This window comes from Novosphingobium hassiacum, from assembly GCF_014196055.1.
Lineage (GTDB): Bacteria > Pseudomonadota > Alphaproteobacteria > Sphingomonadales > Sphingomonadaceae > Novosphingobium > Novosphingobium hassiacum.
In genome coordinates this window covers 1-18625 of the sequence record NZ_JACICY010000002.1, presented here as the reverse complement: position 1 = coordinate 18625, position 18625 = coordinate 1, and the positions used below count along the sequence as shown (strand labels likewise).

At 65.0% G+C, this 18625-nt stretch carries 16 protein-coding genes; 4 read left to right on the top strand and 12 right to left on the bottom strand.

Going from position 1 to position 18625, the window contains the following annotated elements:
• The first annotated feature begins 44 nt into the window (after positions 1–44).
• Positions 45–269: a DUF2171 domain-containing protein gene (locus tag GGQ88_RS04760; RefSeq protein ID WP_183612436.1), complete on the top strand. Its 225-nt coding sequence runs from the start codon at positions 45–47 to the stop codon at positions 267–269.
• Between the two features lie 176 nt (positions 270–445).
• Here GGQ88_RS04760 and GGQ88_RS04755 read toward each other — a convergent pair whose 3' ends face one another.
• From GGQ88_RS04755 to GGQ88_RS04745, 3 genes are all read right to left on the bottom strand, one after another.
• A complete protein-coding gene (locus GGQ88_RS04755; protein ID WP_183612003.1) occupies positions 446–823 on the bottom strand; it encodes a PepSY domain-containing protein in 378 nt (125 codons plus the stop codon).
• A 156-nt stretch (positions 824–979) separates the two neighbouring features.
• Positions 980–1369: an SPFH domain-containing protein gene (locus GGQ88_RS04750; protein WP_183612002.1), complete on the bottom strand. Its 390-nt coding sequence runs from the start codon at positions 1367–1369 to the stop codon at positions 980–982.
• 35 nt (positions 1370–1404) lie between these two features.
• Positions 1405–3426, bottom strand: a complete 2022-nt coding sequence (locus tag GGQ88_RS04745; RefSeq protein WP_183612001.1) for a ribonucleoside-diphosphate reductase subunit alpha — start codon at positions 3424–3426, stop codon at positions 1405–1407.
• 481 nt (positions 3427–3907) lie between these two features.
• Between GGQ88_RS04745 and GGQ88_RS04740 the strand changes: the two genes are divergently transcribed.
• On the top strand, positions 3908–4159 hold the full coding sequence (locus GGQ88_RS04740; RefSeq protein WP_183612000.1) for a GlsB/YeaQ/YmgE family stress response membrane protein: 252 nt from the start codon (positions 3908–3910) through the stop codon (positions 4157–4159).
• A 13-nt stretch (positions 4160–4172) separates the two neighbouring features.
• On the opposite strand, the gene GGQ88_RS04735 is transcribed toward GGQ88_RS04740, so the two are convergent.
• Positions 4173–5681, bottom strand: coding sequence for a YifB family Mg chelatase-like AAA ATPase (locus GGQ88_RS04735; protein ID WP_183611999.1), 1509 nt, complete (start codon positions 5679–5681; stop codon positions 4173–4175).
• 169 nt (positions 5682–5850) lie between these two features.
• Between GGQ88_RS04735 and GGQ88_RS04730 the strand changes: the two genes are divergently transcribed.
• Positions 5851–6549 carry a hypothetical protein gene (locus GGQ88_RS04730; protein ID WP_183611998.1) on the top strand — a complete coding sequence of 233 codons (699 nt, stop codon included), beginning with the start codon at positions 5851–5853 and terminating at the stop codon, positions 6547–6549.
• An 89-nt stretch (positions 6550–6638) separates the two neighbouring features.
• Here GGQ88_RS04730 and polA read toward each other — a convergent pair whose 3' ends face one another.
• The gene (gene polA / locus GGQ88_RS04725; RefSeq protein WP_183611997.1) at positions 6639–9476 is read right to left on the bottom strand and encodes a DNA polymerase I; all 2838 of its coding nucleotides are present in this window, start codon (positions 9474–9476) and stop codon (positions 6639–6641) included.
• Positions 9477–9755: 279 nt separating this feature from the next.
• Between polA and GGQ88_RS04720 the strand changes: the two genes are divergently transcribed.
• Complete coding sequence (locus GGQ88_RS04720; RefSeq protein ID WP_183611996.1) at positions 9756–9953, top strand: hypothetical protein; 198 nt, start codon at positions 9756–9758, stop codon at positions 9951–9953.
• 213 nt (positions 9954–10166) lie between these two features.
• On the opposite strand, the gene GGQ88_RS04715 is transcribed toward GGQ88_RS04720, so the two are convergent.
• From GGQ88_RS04715 to prfA, 7 genes are all read right to left on the bottom strand, one after another.
• On the bottom strand, positions 10167–11135 hold the full coding sequence (locus GGQ88_RS04715) for a serine hydrolase (protein WP_183611995.1): 969 nt from the start codon (positions 11133–11135) through the stop codon (positions 10167–10169).
• 292 nt (positions 11136–11427) lie between these two features.
• On the bottom strand, positions 11428–12054 hold the full coding sequence (locus tag GGQ88_RS04710; protein ID WP_183611994.1) for a lysozyme: 627 nt from the start codon (positions 12052–12054) through the stop codon (positions 11428–11430).
• Between the two features lie 137 nt (positions 12055–12191).
• Positions 12192–13397: a methionine adenosyltransferase gene (metK, locus tag GGQ88_RS04705; protein ID WP_183611993.1), complete on the bottom strand. Its 1206-nt coding sequence runs from the start codon at positions 13395–13397 to the stop codon at positions 12192–12194.
• A 74-nt stretch (positions 13398–13471) separates the two neighbouring features.
• Positions 13472–15055 (bottom strand): apolipoprotein N-acyltransferase, encoded by a 1584-nt coding sequence (gene lnt, locus GGQ88_RS04700; RefSeq protein ID WP_183611992.1) that lies wholly within the window; start codon positions 15053–15055, stop codon positions 13472–13474.
• A gap of 61 nt (positions 15056–15116) precedes the next feature.
• A complete protein-coding gene (locus GGQ88_RS04695; protein ID WP_246385547.1) occupies positions 15117–16139 on the bottom strand; it encodes a DUF4167 domain-containing protein in 1023 nt (340 codons plus the stop codon).
• Positions 16140–16390: 251 nt separating this feature from the next.
• Positions 16391–17254, bottom strand: coding sequence for a peptide chain release factor N(5)-glutamine methyltransferase (prmC, locus tag GGQ88_RS04690; protein ID WP_183611990.1), 864 nt, complete (start codon positions 17252–17254; stop codon positions 16391–16393).
• A gap of 114 nt (positions 17255–17368) precedes the next feature.
• On the bottom strand, positions 17369–18433 hold the full coding sequence (prfA, locus tag GGQ88_RS04685) for a peptide chain release factor 1 (RefSeq protein WP_183611989.1): 1065 nt from the start codon (positions 18431–18433) through the stop codon (positions 17369–17371).
• Between the last annotated feature and the right edge of the window lie 192 nt (positions 18434–18625).

The window sequence follows — 18625 nt, the reverse complement described above, 5'->3', positions numbered from 1 at the left end:
TTGAAGGCGGGCAGTCCGACTGGTCGAGCCAGATCCGCGAGCACATGGAAGTGATCGGCGCGGACGGCACGCATGTCGGCACGGTCGATCACGTCGATGGCCATCGCATCAAGCTGACCAAGCGTGAAAACGACGCCGGGCACGAAGGCGGCACCCATTCGGGCCACCATCATTACCTGTCGGTCGGTCTGATCGCCGAAGTCGAAGGTGACAAGGTCCGTCTGTCGGCCAACGGCGACGTTGCCTGGGGCATGCTCGAAGAAGAATAAGTCCGGTTTACGGCGTACCGATTGCGCGAACGTCCCGCCCCCTTCGGGACCAGGTCGCACATCGCGGCCGGAGAGCGCCTCGCTGAAAAGCGGGGCGCTTTTCGTTTTTGTTGGGAGGAAAGCGCATCCGGGCAGGCCCCTGACGGATGTCAGGGGCGCACCCGACAAATGCTGCCCTACTTCCAGAACCAGCGCGGCTTGAGATCGCGATACTTGCGGTTGGCCCACATCGAGAAATACATCCACAGGCCCGATATGCTGAAGAACAGCAGCGCAAATCCTGTCATCAGCGAGATCGCGGTGCCGACGGGGCCGAATTCCTCGCCCGAATGCAGGTGATGGAACCAGCCGACCAGCGACTTCATGCCGCCGGGCTTGGCCTTGGGCCGGCACATCATCGTTTCGGGGCAGACGAAGCCCGGAGGCGCGGCGGGCGCCTCGGCCTTGGGGCCAGCGGGCCAAAGCGCGGTGACGTGGCTGCCGATGCCGGTCAGCGACATCCACAGCATGAACACCCCGAAGAACACCGTGATCCAGCGGTGCCACTTGCGCATGATACGAATCCTTTTGATAATGCGAATTGATCGCAAAATTAGACGAGGCCGCCTTAGCGGACTTGCTTGGGATCGTGCAAGCAGGTGTTTTGTTGCGCAGTGTTGCTGTCTCGCGCAAGCCGCGAAGTGTCGCTGAATGTAGCGGGGGTGAGGCCATTATTGGCCCAAGCGCCGCGCTTCCGTCACCGGCAAACCAGCCTCGGTAGGGACGTAGATCAGCGAGGCCTTGGTCTCCTCCAACGCCTGAATCTGCAGATAGCGCAGATAACCCTCCGGCCCGCCCAGCGAATCCTGCAGGATCCGATTCGCCTTGGCGGCACCTTCAGCGCGGATTACTTCTGCCTCAGCCAGCGAGATCGCGCTTTCTTTCTTGGCGCGGGCTTCGAGGATTGCGACTTGGCGTGAGGATTGCGCCTCGGCCAGTGCTGCTTCGCCTGCAAGACGCTGCGAATAGACGCGATACTGCGGGTAACCAATCATTGCGATGGCCAGAAGTACTGCGGCTGCAACGATAGCAATCAGGCTACAGCCGGTCTTCTGGTCCATCACTCGCTCCGTATTCCCGCTTCGTGTCTATGCCCTCACTGACAGGCGAGGCATTCTTCGTAATCGGTCGGTCCGGCCAGTTCCATGACCGGGGCGGCGGCGGTGTTGTCGGCTTCGACGCCACCGGCAAAGCCCGCGCGCTGGACCGACTTCGAGCGGAGGTAATAGAGGCTCTTGATGCCGCGTTCCCAAGCCTGGAAGTGGAGCATCATCAGGTCCCACTTGTCGACGTCCGCCGGGATGTACAGGTTCAGCGACTGCGCCTGATCGATGTAGGGCGTGCGGTCGGCCGCGAATTCGAGCAGCCAGCGCTGGTCGATCTCGAAGCTGGTCTTGTAGACCGCCTTTTCCTCAGGGGACAGGAAGTCGAGGTGCTGGATCGAGCCGCCGTTTTCGAGGATCGTGTTCCACACGTTGGTGGAATCCTTGGACTTATCGGCGAGCAGCTTCTGCAGGTACGGGTTCTTGACCACGAACGAGCCCGACAGCGTCTTGTGCGTGTAGATGTTTGCCGGGATCGGCTCGATACAGGCCGACGTCCCGCCGCAGATGATCGAGATCGACGCGGTGGGCGCGATCGCCATCTTGCACGAAAAGCGCTGCATCACGCCCATGTCGGCAGCATCCGGGCAAGGCCCGCGTTCCTGCGCCAGCATCAGCGATGCCTCATCGGCCTTGGCGGCGACGTGGCGGAACATCTTGAGGTTCCACGCCTTGGCCATCGCGCTTTCGAACGCAATGCCCTTCATCTGCAGGAACGAATGGAAGCCCATCACGCCCATGCCGACCGAGCGTTCGCGCATCGCGGAATACTTGGCGCGGTCCATTTCGGCGGGCGCGCGGTCGATGTAGTCCTGCAGCACGTTGTCGAGGAAGCGCAGCACGTCCTCGATGAACAGCTTGTCGCCGTTCCATTCTTCCCAGGTTTCAAGATTCAACGACGACAGGCAGCACACGGCGGTGCGATCGTTGCCAAGATGGTCGCGCCCGGTCGGCAGGGTGATTTCCGAACACAGGTTCGAAGTCGAGACCTTCAGCCCCAGATCGCGGTGATGCTTGGGCATCATGCGGTTCACGGTGTCGGAGAACACGATATACGGCTCACCCGTGGCGAGGCGCGTTTCAACCAGCTTCTGGAACAGCGAGCGCGCATCGACGGTGGCGCGGATCGAACCGTCCTTGGGGCTGCGCAGGTGATGCTCGTCGCCGTTGCGCACCGCTTCCATGAATTCGTCGGTCAGCAGTACGCCATGGTGCAGGTTCAGTGCCTTGCGGTTGAAATCGCCCGATGGCTTGCGGATTTCGAGGAACTCCTCGATTTCCGGGTGGCTGACGTCGAGATAGCAGGCCGCCGAGCCACGACGCAGCGAGCCTTGGCTGATCGCAAGGGTCAGTGAGTCCATCACGCGCACGAACGGAATGATGCCGCTGGTCTTGCCGTTGAGGCCGACGCTCTCGCCGATGCCGCGCACTTTGCCCCAGTAGGTGCCGATGCCGCCGCCACGCGAGGCGAGCCAGACGTTCTCGTTCCAGGTGGCGACGATGCCTTCGAGGCTGTCATCCACCGAGTTCAGGTAGCACGAGATCGGTAGCCCACGCCCAGTGCCGCCGTTCGACAGAACCGGCGTTGCCGGCATGAACCACAGCTTCGAGATGTAATCGTACAGGCGCTGGGCGTGGTCCTGATCGTCGGCATAGGCATCGGCCACACGCGCGAACAGATCCTGATACTTTTCACCGGGCAGCAGATAGCGGTCGTCGAGCGTATCCTTGCCGAAATCGGTCAGCAGCGCATCGCGCGCGTGATCGGTAACGATCGTGAAGCGGCGGTCGTTGACCTTCTTGGAATCGCTGACCGGCGGCGCTGCCATCGCGGCTGCGACCGAGGCCGCCATGCCCGCGACCAGTGCGTCGCTGCCAGTGTCCTGCTTGCTCATATCCATTGCCTTGTTTGGGGCTTTCGCCTTCCCGGCAGACGCAGCAGCGCCTCCATCGGATTCACTAAGGGCCAGTTCGTCCTGCGCAGCCACCGAGCCGTCTCCAGTTCTGAAATCCACGTCGTCACCCCTGTATGAATGCCCGCGCAAAGCTGCGGGCACATCGTCCTGTCGAATCGGGGCCATGCCCGACACTAACGGATATGGAACGTAACAGGAACATGCTTCCTGCAGCACCACGCCGTCGCAATATCAAATCGTCGTCGGTCGACAGTTCGCAGCAGCAACGCGTTGCCAATCCGCGAAAAACTACTCCAAACAAGGTCTAGAGGTTCCCCCGAAGCCCAACCACTACCTATAGTGCCTCAACCTGTTGGAGACACAAGAGGGTAAAGCCCCTGCGCGCGACTCGATTCGTCGCATATGCGATTCGTTCTGGCGCTCGAAGGGTCGTGCTGCAGTGCAGCGACGCGTGGACCAAGCGGCACTGCAAGGGGCAATCCGGCGATGCCAAATATTTTTCAGCCGTCGATGACAAATTGTGGACAAGCCGGGGTCAACCATCCCCATATAGGGTGTCCACAGGAATGGAGCAGACCCCATGCTGAATCTTATCTCGATCGTGTTCACCGGGCTGGTGGTCGGCGTCCTTGCGCGGTTCTTCTATCCCGGTGACGTGGACATCGGCCTGCTCCGCACGATCCTGCTCGGCGTGGGCGGTGCGTTGCTGGCGGGTCTGTTCGCAAGCTGGCGTACCAGCAGCACATTCGGTGATGGCGTGAATCGCGCTGGCTGCCTGGCCTCCGTGATCGGCGCGATGGTGCTGATCTTCATCGGGCGCCATTTCCTGTAAACGGGCTTGGTTGTCAGGCCCTCGGCGCGACCCGGCGGTAGCTGAGGGCTTCGGCGATGTGGACGCGCCCGATCGTGTCCGCGCCCGCCAGATCGGCGATCGTACGTGCGACGCGCAGCATGCGGGTGTAGCCGCGCGCGGACAGCCGCATCGCTTCGGCGGCTTGGGCGAGCAGCTTGCGACCCGGCTCGTCGGGCGTGGCGTATTGGTCGAGCAAGTCTGCGTCGAGCTCTGCATTGGTCCGCCGTCCGGTGCCTTCCAGCCGTTTGGTCTGAATGTCGCGCGCCCTTGCGACGCGTGCGGCGACCTGGTCCGAACCCTCGGCGGGCGGGGGCAGCGTCAGGTCGGCGGCGGAGACCGGATCAACGTCGACATGAAGGTCGATGCGGTCGAGCAGCGGGCCTGAGACCTTCGACTGATAATCGGCGGCGCAGCGGGGGGCGCGGCTGCAGCCCAGCGCAGGATCGCCGAGGTGCCCGCAGCGGCAGGGGTTCATCGCCGCTATCAACTGGACCCTCGCGGGAAATGTGACGTGGGCGTTGGCGCGCGCGACGGTCACTTCACCCGTCTCCAGCGGCTGGCGCAACGAATCGAGGACGGCGCGCTGGAATTCGGGCAGCTCGTCGAGGAACAGCACGCCGAGATGCGCAAGGCTGACTTCGCCCGGACGGACCTTCAGCCCGCCGCCGGTCAGCGCGGCCATCGAGGCGGAGTGGTGGGGTGCGCGGAATGGGCGGGCGCGGCTGATGCGGCCGTCTTCGAGCGTGCCCGCGACCGATGCGACCATCGACACTTCCAGCGCCTCGGCAGCAGTCAATTCGGGGAGGATGCCCGGAAGGCACGAGGCCATCAGCGATTTCCCCGCGCCGGGCGGCCCGCTCATCAGCAGATTGTGTGCGCCGGCTGCTGCGATTTCGAGCGCGCGCTTGGCGGTTTCCTGGCCCTTCACTTGGCGTAAATCGGCTCTGCGGCGCGGCGTTTCGGCAATGCCGGGGGAAGGAGGGGGAAGGCGGTGGGTGCCCTTGAGATGGTTGAGGAGACCGATCAGATCGGGCGCGGCGATCACGTCGATCCCGCTCGCCCAGCGCGCCTCTGGTCCTTGCGCCGCAGGACAGATCAGGCCCTTGTCGAGACCGCTGGCATGAAGCGCCGCGAGGAGCACCCCGGGCGAGGGCAGCACGCGCCCATCAAGCGCAAGTTCGCCGACCGCGACGTAATCGGCGATCTGTTCGAGATCGACAACGCCCATCGCCGCGAGCAGCGCGATGGCGATGGGCAGGTCGTAGTGCGATCCCTCCTTGGGCAGGTCCGCGGGCGAGAGGTTGACCGTGATCCGCTTGGGTGGGAGCGCGAGGCCCAAGGCGGAGAGCGCCGAGGACACGCGTTCGCGGCTTTCGCCAACGGCTTTGTCGGGCAGGCCGACCAGCTTGAACGCTGGCAGTCCCGGCGCGACCTGACACTGCACTTCGACGCTGCGCGCTTCCAGTCCGAGATAGGCGACCGTCGATACCAGCGCGACCATGCATGCTCCTGTCGCTCAGGGTCATTGCGTAGCGAAGGGGCAGAGGGAAGCGGCGATGCCGCGATCGCGCCATTACGGAGGCATCTGCGGCGAGTGGCATATTGTTGGTGAACGGGATTTAACCGGCTTTCTTGGCACTTCGGCAAGGCGCTCGCGCGGATGAGGAGGGATGATCCGCCGCCTGATCCTGCCCGTCTTTGCCGCGCTGCTTGCCTGCCAGTCGCTTGCCGCGCGTGAGGTGTCTACCCGCACCTGGGTCGAAGACGGCGTGACCTGGACCGAGACGACCGTGGTCGAAGTCGAGGAGCCGGGGTCCGAGCGGCTGGTCGCGCTGCACGACGCGCCGCGGACCGGTATCGCCAGCTATGGCCCGTTCGACGTACTCGATGGTACGCGCGCCGCGCTGGTCGCCGAAACCGACAGCTATTCGCCCGCAGACTTTGCCGCGATGCTGCGCGCGCATCCGGGTATTCGCGTGCTCGAGATGGCCGATTGCCCGGGTACGGTCGATGACTTCGCCAACTTGCGGCTGGGGCGGATGATCCGCGCCAAGGGCATCGCGACGCATGTGCCCGATCACGGATCGGTACGCTCGGGCGCGGTCGAGCTGTTTCTGGCCGGTGCCAGCCGCAGCGCTGCGGCCGATGCCGCGTTCGTGGTCCATTCGTGGATCGACGAGGATGGACGCGAGCCGGATGACTTTGCCGCCGACGCCTCGGTCAACAAAGCCTATCTGGGCTATTACCGCGACATGGGGCTGGCCGATGACCAGGCTGCGGCGTTCTATGCGCTGACCAATTCGGTGCCCAACCGGGATGTCCTGATGCTGGGCAAGGCGGATCTGGCGCGGTTTGCTGCGCTGGATTGATTGAAGCCCACCCCCCGAGAAGAAAGTGCTGACCGTCGTTCCCCCCTCCCGCAGGCGGGAGGGGCCGGGGGTGGGCCTCCACTCTCAGATCAGTGCGCCGCACCCCACGAAAGCCCGGTGCCGATCTCAACACCCAGCGGCACGGTTAGCTTGACCGAAGGCTCAGCCGCCGTCGCCATCACGCGCTCGATAACTGGCCTCGCCGCTTCCACATCACCCTCGGGCAGCTCGAACACGAGTTCGTCGTGGACCTGCAGCAGCATCTTCACGTGGCCGAGCCCGGCGTCGTCCAAGGCGGGCATCATGCGGGCCATCGCGCGCTTGATGATGTCGGCGCTGGTGCCCTGGATCGGGGCGTTGATCGCGGCGCGCTCGCTGCCCTGGCGTTCGGCCTGATTCTTCGAGCCGATGCGCGGAAACCACGTCTTGCGGCCGAACAGCGTTTGCGAATAGCCGCACTCGCGCACGCTCTCCAGCGTCTCGTGGATGTAGCGCTGGATGCCGGGGAAGCGTTCGAAATAGCGGTCGATCATCGCTTGCGCCTCGTCCGCGCTCACGCCCAGTCGTCCGCCAAGGCCCCAGCGGCTGATGCCGTAGAGGATGGCGAAGTTGATCGTCTTGGCGCGACCGCGGGTGTCGCGATCGACGCTGCCGAACATCTCCATCGCCGTGCGCGAATGGATGTCCTCTCCGGCGGCAAACGCTTCCTTGAGCGCGGGGACATCGGCCATGTGCGCAGCCAGACGCAGTTCGATCTGGCTGTAGTCGGCGGCGAGCAGGACGTTGCCGGGTTCGGCGACGAAAGCATCGCGGATCTGGCGACCGATCTCGGTGCGGATCGGGATGTTCTGCAGGTTGGGATCGTTCGACGACAGCCGCCCGGTCTGCGCGCCGACAAGGCTGTAGCTGGTGTGGACCCGGCCCGTATCCGGGTTGATCGCGGCCTGCAGCGCGTCGGTATAGGTGGACTTGAGCTTGGACAGCTGGCGCCATTCAAGCACCAGCGTGGCAACTTCGGCGCCCTGTCCGGCGAGCCCTTCGAGCACAGACTGGTCGGTGGAATACTGCCCGGTCTTGCCTTTCTTGCCGCCCTTGTAACCGAGCTTGTCGAACAGGATCTCGCCCAGCTGCTTGGGGCTGCCGATGGTGAAGCTCTGGCCGCACTTCTCGTGGATCACGCCTTCGAGGCGCGCGATCTGGACGGCGAATTCAGTGGATAGGCCGGCCAGCCGCTCACGATCGACCTTGATGCCGTTGCGCTCCATCATCGCGACCACGGGCACCAGCGGGCGATCGACGCGCTGGTACACGCGGGTGCCGCCTTCTTCGGGGAGGCGCGGGGCGAACAGGCGGTGGAGCCGCCAGGTGATGTCGGCGTCCTCTGCCGCGTAACGCGTGGCGTCCGCCAAGGGCACTTCGGCAAACGAGATCGCCTTCCTGCCGCTGCCGCACAGCTCCTTGAAGGTCATCGTGGTGTGGCCGAGGTGGCGGTCGGACAGTTCGTCCATGCCATGCCCGGCAATGCCGACCTCGCCGCGTCCGGCATCAAGACAGAAGCTCATCACCATGGTGTCGTCGATCGGCGCGACGGCGATGCCGTGGCGGGCAAGGATGTTGATGTCGTATTTGATGTTCTGGCCGACTTTCAGCACCGCATCGCTTTCAAGCAGCGGTTTGAGCAGGCTGAGCGCGGTGGCCCGGTCAATCTGCACCGGGCGTTCGGCGAACATGTCGGTCCCGCCGTGGCCCAGCGGGATGTAGCACGCCTGATTGGGGCCTAGCGCGAGGCTGACCCCCACCAGATCGGCGCGCATCGCATCCAATGCGCTGGTTTCGGTATCGACCGCGACGACGCGCGCGGCAAAGGCGCGGGCGATCCATTCGCTGAGCTCCGATGCCGACTGGACGCAGGCGTAGGAGGACAGGTCGGGCGCGGGCCAATCGGGCAGCTTGCGGGCGACACCGGCTGGGGCGGCCGTGGTGGCGGCATGGTCGGGCTTGGCGGGGTTGAGCTGGGTCTTGGGTCCCGGGCTGCCCTGACCGCCGTCCAGACGCTTGAGCAGGCTGGTGAAGCCGTGCTCGGTCAGGAATGCGGCCAGCGGCTCGCGCGGGATCGTGTCGAGTTTGAAGTCCTCGATCGGTATCGGCAGCGTGCAGTCTTCCTTCAATTGCACCAGCACGCGCGACAGGCGCGCCATCTCGGCCTGTTCGATCAGGCTGTCGCGCAGCTTGCCCGGTTTCATCGTCGGGGCGGCGGCGAGCACCGACTCGAGGTTGCCATGTTCCTGGATCAGCTTGGTCGCGGTCTTGGGGCCAATGCCGCGAATGCCGGGGACGTTGTCGACCGAATCACCCATCAGCGCGAGCACGTCGCCGACAAGCTCGGGCATGACGCCGAACTTCTCGACCACCTCGGGCACGTCGATGCGCAGGTTCTTCATGGTGTCGAGCATGTCGATGCAGCCGCCACCTTCCGAACACTTGCCGACCAGTTGCATCAGGTCCTTGTCGGACGAGACGATGGTCACGTCCCAGCCGCGCAGCGTGGCGGCGCGCGCGTAGGAGGCGATGATGTCGTCGGCTTCGAGCGCGTCTTCCTCGATGCAGGCGAGGCTGAATGCGCGCGTGGCATCGCGAATCAGCGGGAACTGCGGAACCAGGTCTTCGGGCGGCGGCGGGCGGTTCGCCTTGTACTGATCGTACAGGTCATTGCGGAACGAAGTGCCCGCCTTGTCGAGGATCACTGCAAGGTGCGTGGGGCCGTCGGCCTTGTGCAGGTCCTCGGCAAGCTTCCACAGCATCGTGGTATAGCCGTAGACCGCGCCGACGGGCACGCCGTGGAGGTTGGTGAGCGGCGGCAGGCGATGATAGGCGCGGAAAATATAGGCCGATCCGTCGACCAGATAGAGATGCTGTTTTTCGTCCATCAGACGATGTTAGCAGGGCGATAGCGCGGCGTCATGGGGATTGCAGTGTGACATTCTGCATCGTTTCGGCGCATGCTAAAGACGCTTGAACGCACGGGAAACCGCGAAAAAAAGCCTGTAGCCCCCGCGCGATAGGCAGGTTGCGACAAGTTGCTGTCGTCTTATGCTTGCATGCTGATGAATTGGCGATTAATTGGGCTGAGAAGTCTACCGGCTGAGTAGGCTTTGCGGCGGGCTGCTTGCCCGGCGCGGTTCACTTCAATCCAGGGATTGTAACGCATGCGCAAGCTCATCCTCGCCGCCGTCGCCGGCACTGCCTTTGCTCTCGCTGGCTGCTCGGAAAAGCCGGCTGAAGAAGCCACCGAAGCCGCTATGGAAGCCACCGACGCTGCTATGGACGCCTCGGGCGCCGCCATGGACGCTTCGGGCGCCGCTTCGGAAGCTGCTGCTGAAGCGAGCACCGCTGCTTCGATGTAATCTCCGCTCGCAAGAGCAGGTTATATCAGGAATTAAAGGGGTGTGGTCCTTACGGGCCACGCCCCTTTTTCTGTGCGAACGACTTCTGTTCGAACGACGTGCGGGAATCGCATGCGCCGAGGGGTTCGCGTTCGGCCTGAGGCCCCCGCCTTCGCGGGGGAGCAGAGCAATTGCGGTCGGTGATTGGCGGCCGCCGGGCGGCTACGCCAAGGATCAGCGGCGGCGGACGAGGTCCTGCGTGTTTGCGGCCATCGGGGCGCTGTAGCCGTCGTAGATCGCGCGGGTCATCCGGCCGATCAGCTGGGCATGCGCAGCATGGCCTTCAGGCCCGGTGACGAAGAACGCGACCGCCAGATGGCGGCCATCGGGCAGGCGGATGATGCCGACGTCGTCGGTAACGCCCCAGAGCGTGCCGGTTTTGTGCGCAACCAGCGTACCTGCGGGAACGCCCGAACGGATGCGGGTCTTGCCGGTGCTGGTGCGGGTCATCGTATCGAGCAGGACTGCGCGACTTTCAGGGCTTAGCACTCCGCCGCGATCGATCGCGGCCAGCAGCGCCAGCATTGCGCGCGGCGTGCTCGAAGTGCGGGTGTCGATCACGCGGGCAGGATCGACCTTACCATCGTCGCGGACCAGCGTTGCCATCGTGTGATCGAGACGCTGGCCCATGATCCCGTTGCGAGTCAGCCAGTTGTTGACGTTGTGGAAGCCGCCGACCGCCGTGATCAGCCCGTCCGTCGCCTCGTTGTTGCTGCGGGTGATCATCAGTTCCATCAGGCTTTGCGCGGTCATGATCGTGCCAGCGCGCAGCGGTGCTTCGGGGTTCACTCCGCCGGTTTCACGCACCCGGATCATCATCGGGAACTGCTGGTCGAGACGGTAAGTGCCCTTCTCGACCTGTTCGAGGAAGGTGGCGGCTACCGCGATCTTGGCGGTGCTGGCCATCGGGAAGGGCATGTCGCCATTGACGAAGATCTGCCCGCCGCCGTCCAGATCCATAGCGGCAACGCCGATTCGACCGCGCCCTTCGGCGGCGATCGCGGCAACCTGGCTTTGAACGATGAGGTCGCGCTGGCTTTGCAGGGTTGTCGGCGCGCGGCTCTGGACCGCAGGAACGGTGGCAACCAGCGCCGGGGCCGCGGTCAGGAGCGCAGCGATGATCCTTGCGGTGCGGAACTTCATGCCAAATGCCTTACCCTGAACCTGGTTTATGCGCCTTTAACATAAGGTACCGCATCACGATTTGCGCGGAAAGTGCGATTTTCAACGACTTGCCGCGTCTGCCGCGCGGGCTGGCGATAAGGCGGGAACTCACTTTTTAATAATCGAACGCGGCGCGGCAGGGGTTGGCGCTGGACTTCAATCGATCGGTCAGGGCCAGTTCGCCCCAGGCAGGCGCGAACTCTCGGGTGTGGAGGAGAGGCAGGTGCGCGAGGTGGGCGGGCTCCTGTTCGGCTATCTGGGGGGCGTGAGGTCAGTCGAACAGACGGTCGAACCATGTGCGCGCTCTTTCTGGCGCAGGTGTCAGAGTTAGTGCAGGCCCGGGTGCTGCGGTGGTGAACAGCCCCTCGACCAATGCGCGGACATCCACGCGTTTGCCGCCTGACGGCTGGTAGGAAGGCTTGGCAACCCTGTAGACGACCGCATTGCCGTCCTGACACCACTTGCCATCGAAGAACAGCGCCTGCTCCTTCTTGCGCCGCGCGAGCAATGAGGCAGGGCGCGCCCAGTCGAGCATGGCCTTGCGTGCGCCTGCCATATCGCCTGCGACAAATCGCCCGATCCAGCTTGCGCGGGCAATCGCGCCGGTATTCCAGTGAAACGACAGTGCGGCGCCCAGTTCGGCCTCGGTCGGATCGTGCGGGCCGAATGCGGCGAGCACGGTCGGCAGGTATTTCTCGCGCAGCAGCCACAAGTATACACCGATGCAGTGTTCAAGCGGCTGCGGCTTATCCTTGTAGCGCGGGAAAACCTTGTGGCCCGAGGCGTCGGTCACGCCGACGCTCCACGTCCATACGCCGACGCTGTCCTTGTAAGCCTCGGTGACGATACCTTCGTGGGCGATCAGTTCGAGGGCAATCCGGGGGGTAATTTCGCGCATCCGCCACACTCCGCCAAAAGCCATGGTGCTGGCGCAGATACGGAACTGTAGGAAAGACGAGATGTAACCCAACAAGCAAACGGCCCGCCTCCCCATGGAAGCGGGCCGCCAAAACTTGCAGCAATCGTGCTACCGGATCAGGCGAGGGCCGCCTTCAGGTCCTCGACCAGATCGGTGCGTTCCCACGGGAAGAAGTCGCCCGTGGGCTTGCGTCCGAAGTGGCCATAAGCAGCGGTCGGCTGGTAGATCGGCTTGTTGAGACCGAGGTGGGTGCGGATCGCGCGTGGCGTCAGGCCGCCCAGCTTGGTGATTCCCTTGATCGCAGCTTCGATCTTGTCGTCACCGATGGTGCCGGTGTCGTGCGTATCGACATAGAGCGACAGCGGCTGTGACACGCCGATGGCATAGGCGATCTGGATCGTGCAGCGCGTGGCAAGGCCTGCGGCAACCACGTTCTTGGCCAGATAGCGGGTGATGTAGGCCGCCGAGCGATCAACCTTGGTCGGGTCCTTGCCCGAGAACGCGCCGCCGCCGTGGGGCGAAGCGCCGCCGTAGGTGTCGACGATGATCTTGCGCCCGGTCAGGCCTGCGTCGCCATCGGGGCCACCGATCTCGAACGAGCCGGTCGGGTTGATGTAGTAGGTCGTCTCGCGCAGCAGCACTGGCGGGATCACGTCGGCAATCACACGCTTCACATAAGCGTGCAGTTCGGCTTCCTTGTCGCCCTCGTCATAGCCGGGCGCGTGCTGGGTCGAGACGACCACGGCGGTTGCGGCCACCGGCAGCGAACCTTCGTAGCGCAGCGTGACCTGGCTCTTGGCGTCAGGCTCAAGGAACGGCGCTGCGCCCGAGTGACGGTCGGCGGCCATGCGCTCGAGGATCTTGTGGCTGTAATAGAGCGTCGCAGGCATCAGGTCGGGGGTCTCGTCGGTCGCATAACCGAACATGATGCCCTGATCGCCGGCGCCTTCATCCTTGTTGTCAGCCGCATCGACGCCCTGCGCGATGTGCGCCGACTGGCCGTGGAGGCGGTTGATGAATTCAAGCTTTTCCCAGTGGAATCCGTCCTGTTCGTACCCGATACGCTTGACCGTATCGCGCACGGCCTTCTCGATTTCATCCTGCGCACCCGGTGCCCATGCGCCGTCTTCGTAGACGCCCTTGCAGCGAATTTCTCCGGCCAGCACGACGAGCTGGGTCGTGGTCAGGGTTTCGCACGCGATGCGCGCCTCGGGGTCCTTCGACAGGAACAGATCGACGATAGCGTCACTGATCTGGTCGGAGACTTTGTCAGGATGGCCTTCGGAAACGGATTCGGAGGTAAACAGGTAGTCGCTGCGCATTGGCGATCCTTCTTAGGGAACGGGCCGTCTACAGGGCCGGGCCGATATAAAGAAACCTTTATGTGGCCCTTCGCTTAGCGTCTCCGAGCGGTTGTGGCAACCAGTGCGATGACAAGAAGAACTGTCGCCCAGACAAGCGCCAGCGCATTGCCCGTCCGCGCGAACAGCGTGGGCGGGTGCGCCGGGGGGACCATGCCGTCGAGACGCCCGGCGCGCTGTTGCGGCAGGAAAGCTCGCACTACGCCGTCGGCATCGATCACCGCGCTGATCCCGGTGGTTGTCGAGCGCAGGACCGGAAGGCCTTCCTCTATTGCGCGCATGCGGGCCTGCGCGAGGTGCTGCGGTGGCCCCGCGGTGCCGAACCAGCCGTCGTTCGAGGGATTGAAGATGTAGTCGGGGCGATGGGCGCGGTCGACGACTTGCCCTGAGAAGATGATCTCGTAGCAGATCTGGACGCCGGCTTTGCCGTACGGGCCATAGTCGATCGTGCGCGCGCCGGGACCGCTGAGGAAATCGATGCTACCCGCGACCAATCGCGACAGGCCCAGCGGTTCGAGGATCTCGCGCATCGGCAGGTATTCGCCATAAGGCACGAGGTGTGCCTTGGCGTAGCTGCCGAGGATCGCGCCGGTGCTGTCGAGCGCGGTAACGACATTGTACGCGCCAGCCACGTTCTGCCCCCGCATGGCGAGGTCGGTCGTGCCGGTCAGCAGCAGGCTGCCGGGGCCTGCCACGCGGCCGATCCGCTCACGCGCCAGAATCGGGTCGGCGGCGTACGTGGTTTCCTCGTACCAGAAGCGGGGATAGCCCGGCCGCAGGAAATCGGGCACGCCGCTTTCGGGCCAGAGCAGGATGCGCCGCGCACCCGGCGCGCGGTGTAGCGAAAGGGCGGCGGTCTTGCGGAACTGGTTTTCGAAGTTGGCGGGATCGTTGAGCAGCTCCTGGCGGATGTCCGGCTGGACCAGCGTGTAGGGCAAGGTTCCCTCGACGCGCTGATGGCCAAGTATCGCGTTCGGGAGGGGCAGGACCATCAGCAGCGCAGGGCCGATCGCATAAGCCGCAGCGCCCCATCGCTGACCCTTGGCCCACGCGCGCCACGCGAAGAGCCACCAGCCGCCGAACAGCACGACCAGGCCCGAGAGCGCGTAAGTGCCGGTCCATTGCGACAGCAGCGCGAGGCCGGGCCGTTCGAACCCGCCCAGCGTGACCATCGCCAGCGGGTTCCACGAAAACCCGGTGAACACCCATGACCGCAGCCATTCGGCAATGATCCAGCATCCGGCCAGTGCGGGAAGCAATGCCGCGCGGCGCGATCGGCCGAGCCACCACGCGCCCAGCGTCGCCAGAGCCGGATAGGCCGCGAGATAGACTGCGAGCAGGACGACCGCGATCCAGCCCAGCCACGCGGGCATTTCGGCTTGATAGGTGAAGGCGGTGGCGATCCAGCTGTTGCCGATGGTGAACAGGCCCAGCCCGAACAGCCAGCCGGTCAGCAGCGCCTGCCGCCAGCTTTTCGCCGCATAGACGCGGTGAAGCAGGAACGCGAGTGCAACCAGCGTCAGCGGCCAGAGCCGGAGCGGCTCGAAACCGCAGGCGGCAAGCGCGCCGGCGACGATGGTCAGAAGATGGGGGCGGAGGAGCGGGCGGGAGCGTGACATGCGCGCCTGCTATGGGGTGCGCAGGGGCCGACCGCAAGCGGCCAGCCCCTGTGCCATGAGCTTAGCCTTCAACCGGCGCGGCTGGTTCAGGCAAGGGGTTCTTGCGTGGACGGCCGCGCTTCTTGGGCGCAGGTGGCGCATCTTCGGCTACCGGCGCTGGAGCCACCACAGGAGCGGCAGCGGGAGCAGGGGCAGGAGCGGTCTTGGGTTCAGGTTCGGCGCGCAGGCTGATCGACGGCGGCAAGCTCGACGGATCGAACGTTGCAGGTGCGTCGTCGGTAGACGGCGCGGGCCGCTGGCGCTTTTCGTTGCGTGGACGCAGGCCGCGCGTGCCACGGTTTTCGCGCACGAACGGGTTGTCGCTGGCGTCGGCAATCGGTTCACCCTCGATGGCGGGGACGCCTTCGCCGGGAACTGGTGCTTCAGCAACGACGGGGTTCTCCGCTTCGCGCTCACGCTTGATACGCCGTGGGCGATCTTCACGAGGCTGATCGTCGCGGGGACGTTCCTCACGCGGCCGCTCGTCACTGACACGTTCTACGCGCGGACGGTCCTCACGGGGACGGTCTTCACGGGGGCGATCCTCACGGGGGCGATCGTTGCGTGGACGGTCGTTGCGCTGGCGATCGTCCCGGGGGCGATCGTCGCGGGGCCGGTCCTCACGTTGACGATCATCGCGGGGACGTTCGTCACGGGCTTCGCGTTCCTGACGCGAGGGGGCGCGGTCGAATGCGGCGAAATCGCCCTCGACGCTGAAATCGCCTGCGTCGTCCTCGCCTTCCTGTTCCTGCCAGCGTTCGCCGTTGGGACCGGGGGGGCGGGTGCGCTGATCTTCCTGGCGGACGCGGCTGTCGGCGGTCACGCGGAAATAATGATCGGCGAACTGCAGGTAATACTCGGCCTGCACGCGGTCGCCATTGAGATGGGCGTCCTGCGCGAGCTTGCGGTACTTCTCCAGCATCTGGGGGGCATTGCCCCGCGCACGACTGTCGATCCGGTTGAGCTGCTGTCCTCCACCGTTCTGCGGGCGACCGTTATTGCTGCGCCCGCGACGGCGGTTGTTACCACGATTGTTGTTATTCAACTCAGGCACTTCCTTAAATGGGGCGGCCCTCATGAATTGCAGGTTTGTATCGATGTTGGCGGGCAATCCGCCGTACCTGCAATCTTTCTGCCGCGAAGCCCTCCGCCACCGGCTCGCCCTACGTTCAACGATGGGCGAATCGGGGTTCCCAGCATCTGCGCTCGTCCCGGCCCCTGTGGCCGTTCATCCCTGCACATGGTGGAGTTGGCCGGGACGGGAAGCCTTCATCCGTCCCCTGCCAGAATTCATAATTAGTCGCGCAAATCCGCCTTGCCAAGTGCTTTATTGCGAGGATCTGCCATTTCGATAGCGCGAGGGCGTCCACCGAGGTCGTGGTGCAGCTTCGCAGTGAGGCCAGCGGCTTGCGCGAGGGCGATGACGGCCTCGGTTTGCGTCCAGCCGATCTCGATCATGGCGATGCCGCAGACGCTCAGCAATCCAGGGATTTGCGGGATGAGCGCGCGGTAATCGTCGAGGCCATCGGGGCCTGCGAACAGCGCCTGTGCAGGCTCGTGCGCGCGGACCGAGGGGGCAAGGTCTGCGGCGTCCTCGACATAGGGTGGATTTGCGAGGACGAGGTCGAACCTGCCAAGCGCGGCGCTCCAGTTCGGGAGCGTCCAGTCGCCGGCGATGAATTGCGCATGCGGGGCGTGGCGTCTTCCATTGGCTGTAGCCACGGCCAGGGCATCGGGCGAGCGCTCGATCCCGATGGCTTCGGCTTGCGGCCAGAGCGTTGCCGCCGCCAGCAGCAAAGCGCCCGAGCCGGTGCCGAGGTCGAGAACACGTTGGGGCGTTGCGTCTGCAAAGGCCTCGCGGGCGGCGTCGATCAGCGTCTCGCTGTCGCCGCGCGGGATCAGCACGGCGGGGCTGACGGTAAGGTCGAGGCCATAGAACTCCTGCGAGCCGGTAATGTAGGCGACGGGTTCATGGCCCAAGCGGCGCTCGACCAGCGCGGCAAAACCGGGGGGCACCTCGCCGGTCATGTGGCGCAGCAACAGGTCCGAGCGTGTGCAACCCAGCGCGTGGGCCATGAGGACTTCGGCATCGAGCCGCGCGGTATCACTGGTGGCGGCGAGACGCGCGGTCGCATCGCGCAGGGCTTGGGCGACGGTCACCAAAAAAGTACCGCTCCCCCGCGCAGGCGGGGGCCTCGGGCCGAATTGTCGAGAGCTATCGCGTTGTGCCCGAGGCCCCCGCCTGCGCGGGGGAGCGGCATGGGATGACTGATCTCACCCATCCATCGAAGCCAGCCGTTTGGCCTGATCCTCGGCGATCAGCGCGTCGATCAGTTCGGCCAGGCCCGTGCCTTCGAGCACTTCGGGCAACCGGTGGAGCGTCAGGTTGATGCGGTGATCGGTCACGCGGCCCTGAGGGAAGTTGTAGGTGCGGATGCGTTCGGAGCGATCGCCGCTTCCGACCATCGCCTTGCGCGCCTCAGCCTCCTCGCCCTGTGCGGCATCGCGCTGCGCCTCGAACAGGCGGGCGCGCAGAACCTGCATCGCCTTGTCCTTGTTCTTGTGCTGGCTGCGTCCGTCCTGGCAGGTGACAACCGTGCCGGTGGGCAAATGGGTGATGCGAACCGCCGAATCGGTCGTGTTCACATGCTGTCCGCCCGCGCCGCTCGCGCGATAGACGTCGATCTTCAGATCCTTGTCCTCGATCCGCACATCGACCTCATCGGGTTCGGGCAGGACCGCGACGGTCGCGGCCGAGGTGTGGATGCGCCCGCCGCTTTCGGTGACGGGCACGCGCTGCACACGGTGGACGCCGCTTTCGAACTTGAGCTTGGCGAACACGCCGTTGCCGGTGACGTTGGCGACCACTTCCTTGTAGCCGCCGATGTCGCTGGCGTTGACCGAGACGACTTCGACCCGCCAGCCCTGCTCGGCCGCGTACTTCTCGTACATGCGGAACAGGTCGGCGGCGAACAGCGCGGCCTCATCGCCCCCGGTGCCCGCGCGGATTTCGAGCATGGCCGGGCGCACGTCTGCCGCATCGCGCGGCAGCATGGCAATGGCGAGGCGGTGTTCGGCCTCGGGCAGTTGGGCGCGGATGCGGGAGAGTTCCTCATCCGCCATCTCACGCATGTCGGGGTCATCCATCGCGGCAAGGCTGGCCAGTTCGCCGCGCATCGCGGCAATCTCCTGCGCGATGCGCGCGACGGGTTCGAGTTCCGCATAGTCGCGGCTGGCAGCAATGAAGTCCGCGCCCTCGAGCGTGCCGGAGGCGAGCCGCGCTTCGAGTTCGGCGAAGCGGTGCGTCAGGTGGCCCAGGCGGGTGTCGGATATGCTCACTTGCCCCCCTCCCCGGCGGGGAGGGGCTGGGGGAGGGGGAGCGCGGCAAGGCCGCGCGTCCGTACTGGCGTTCGCCCCCCCCCCCCCCCCCCCCCCCCCCCCCCGGGGGGGGGGGGGGGGGGGGAAAAAAAAAGGGTTTGGTTGGGTTGGGGGAAAAAACCAATAGACAAAACCGGGGGAGAAAACGGGGCG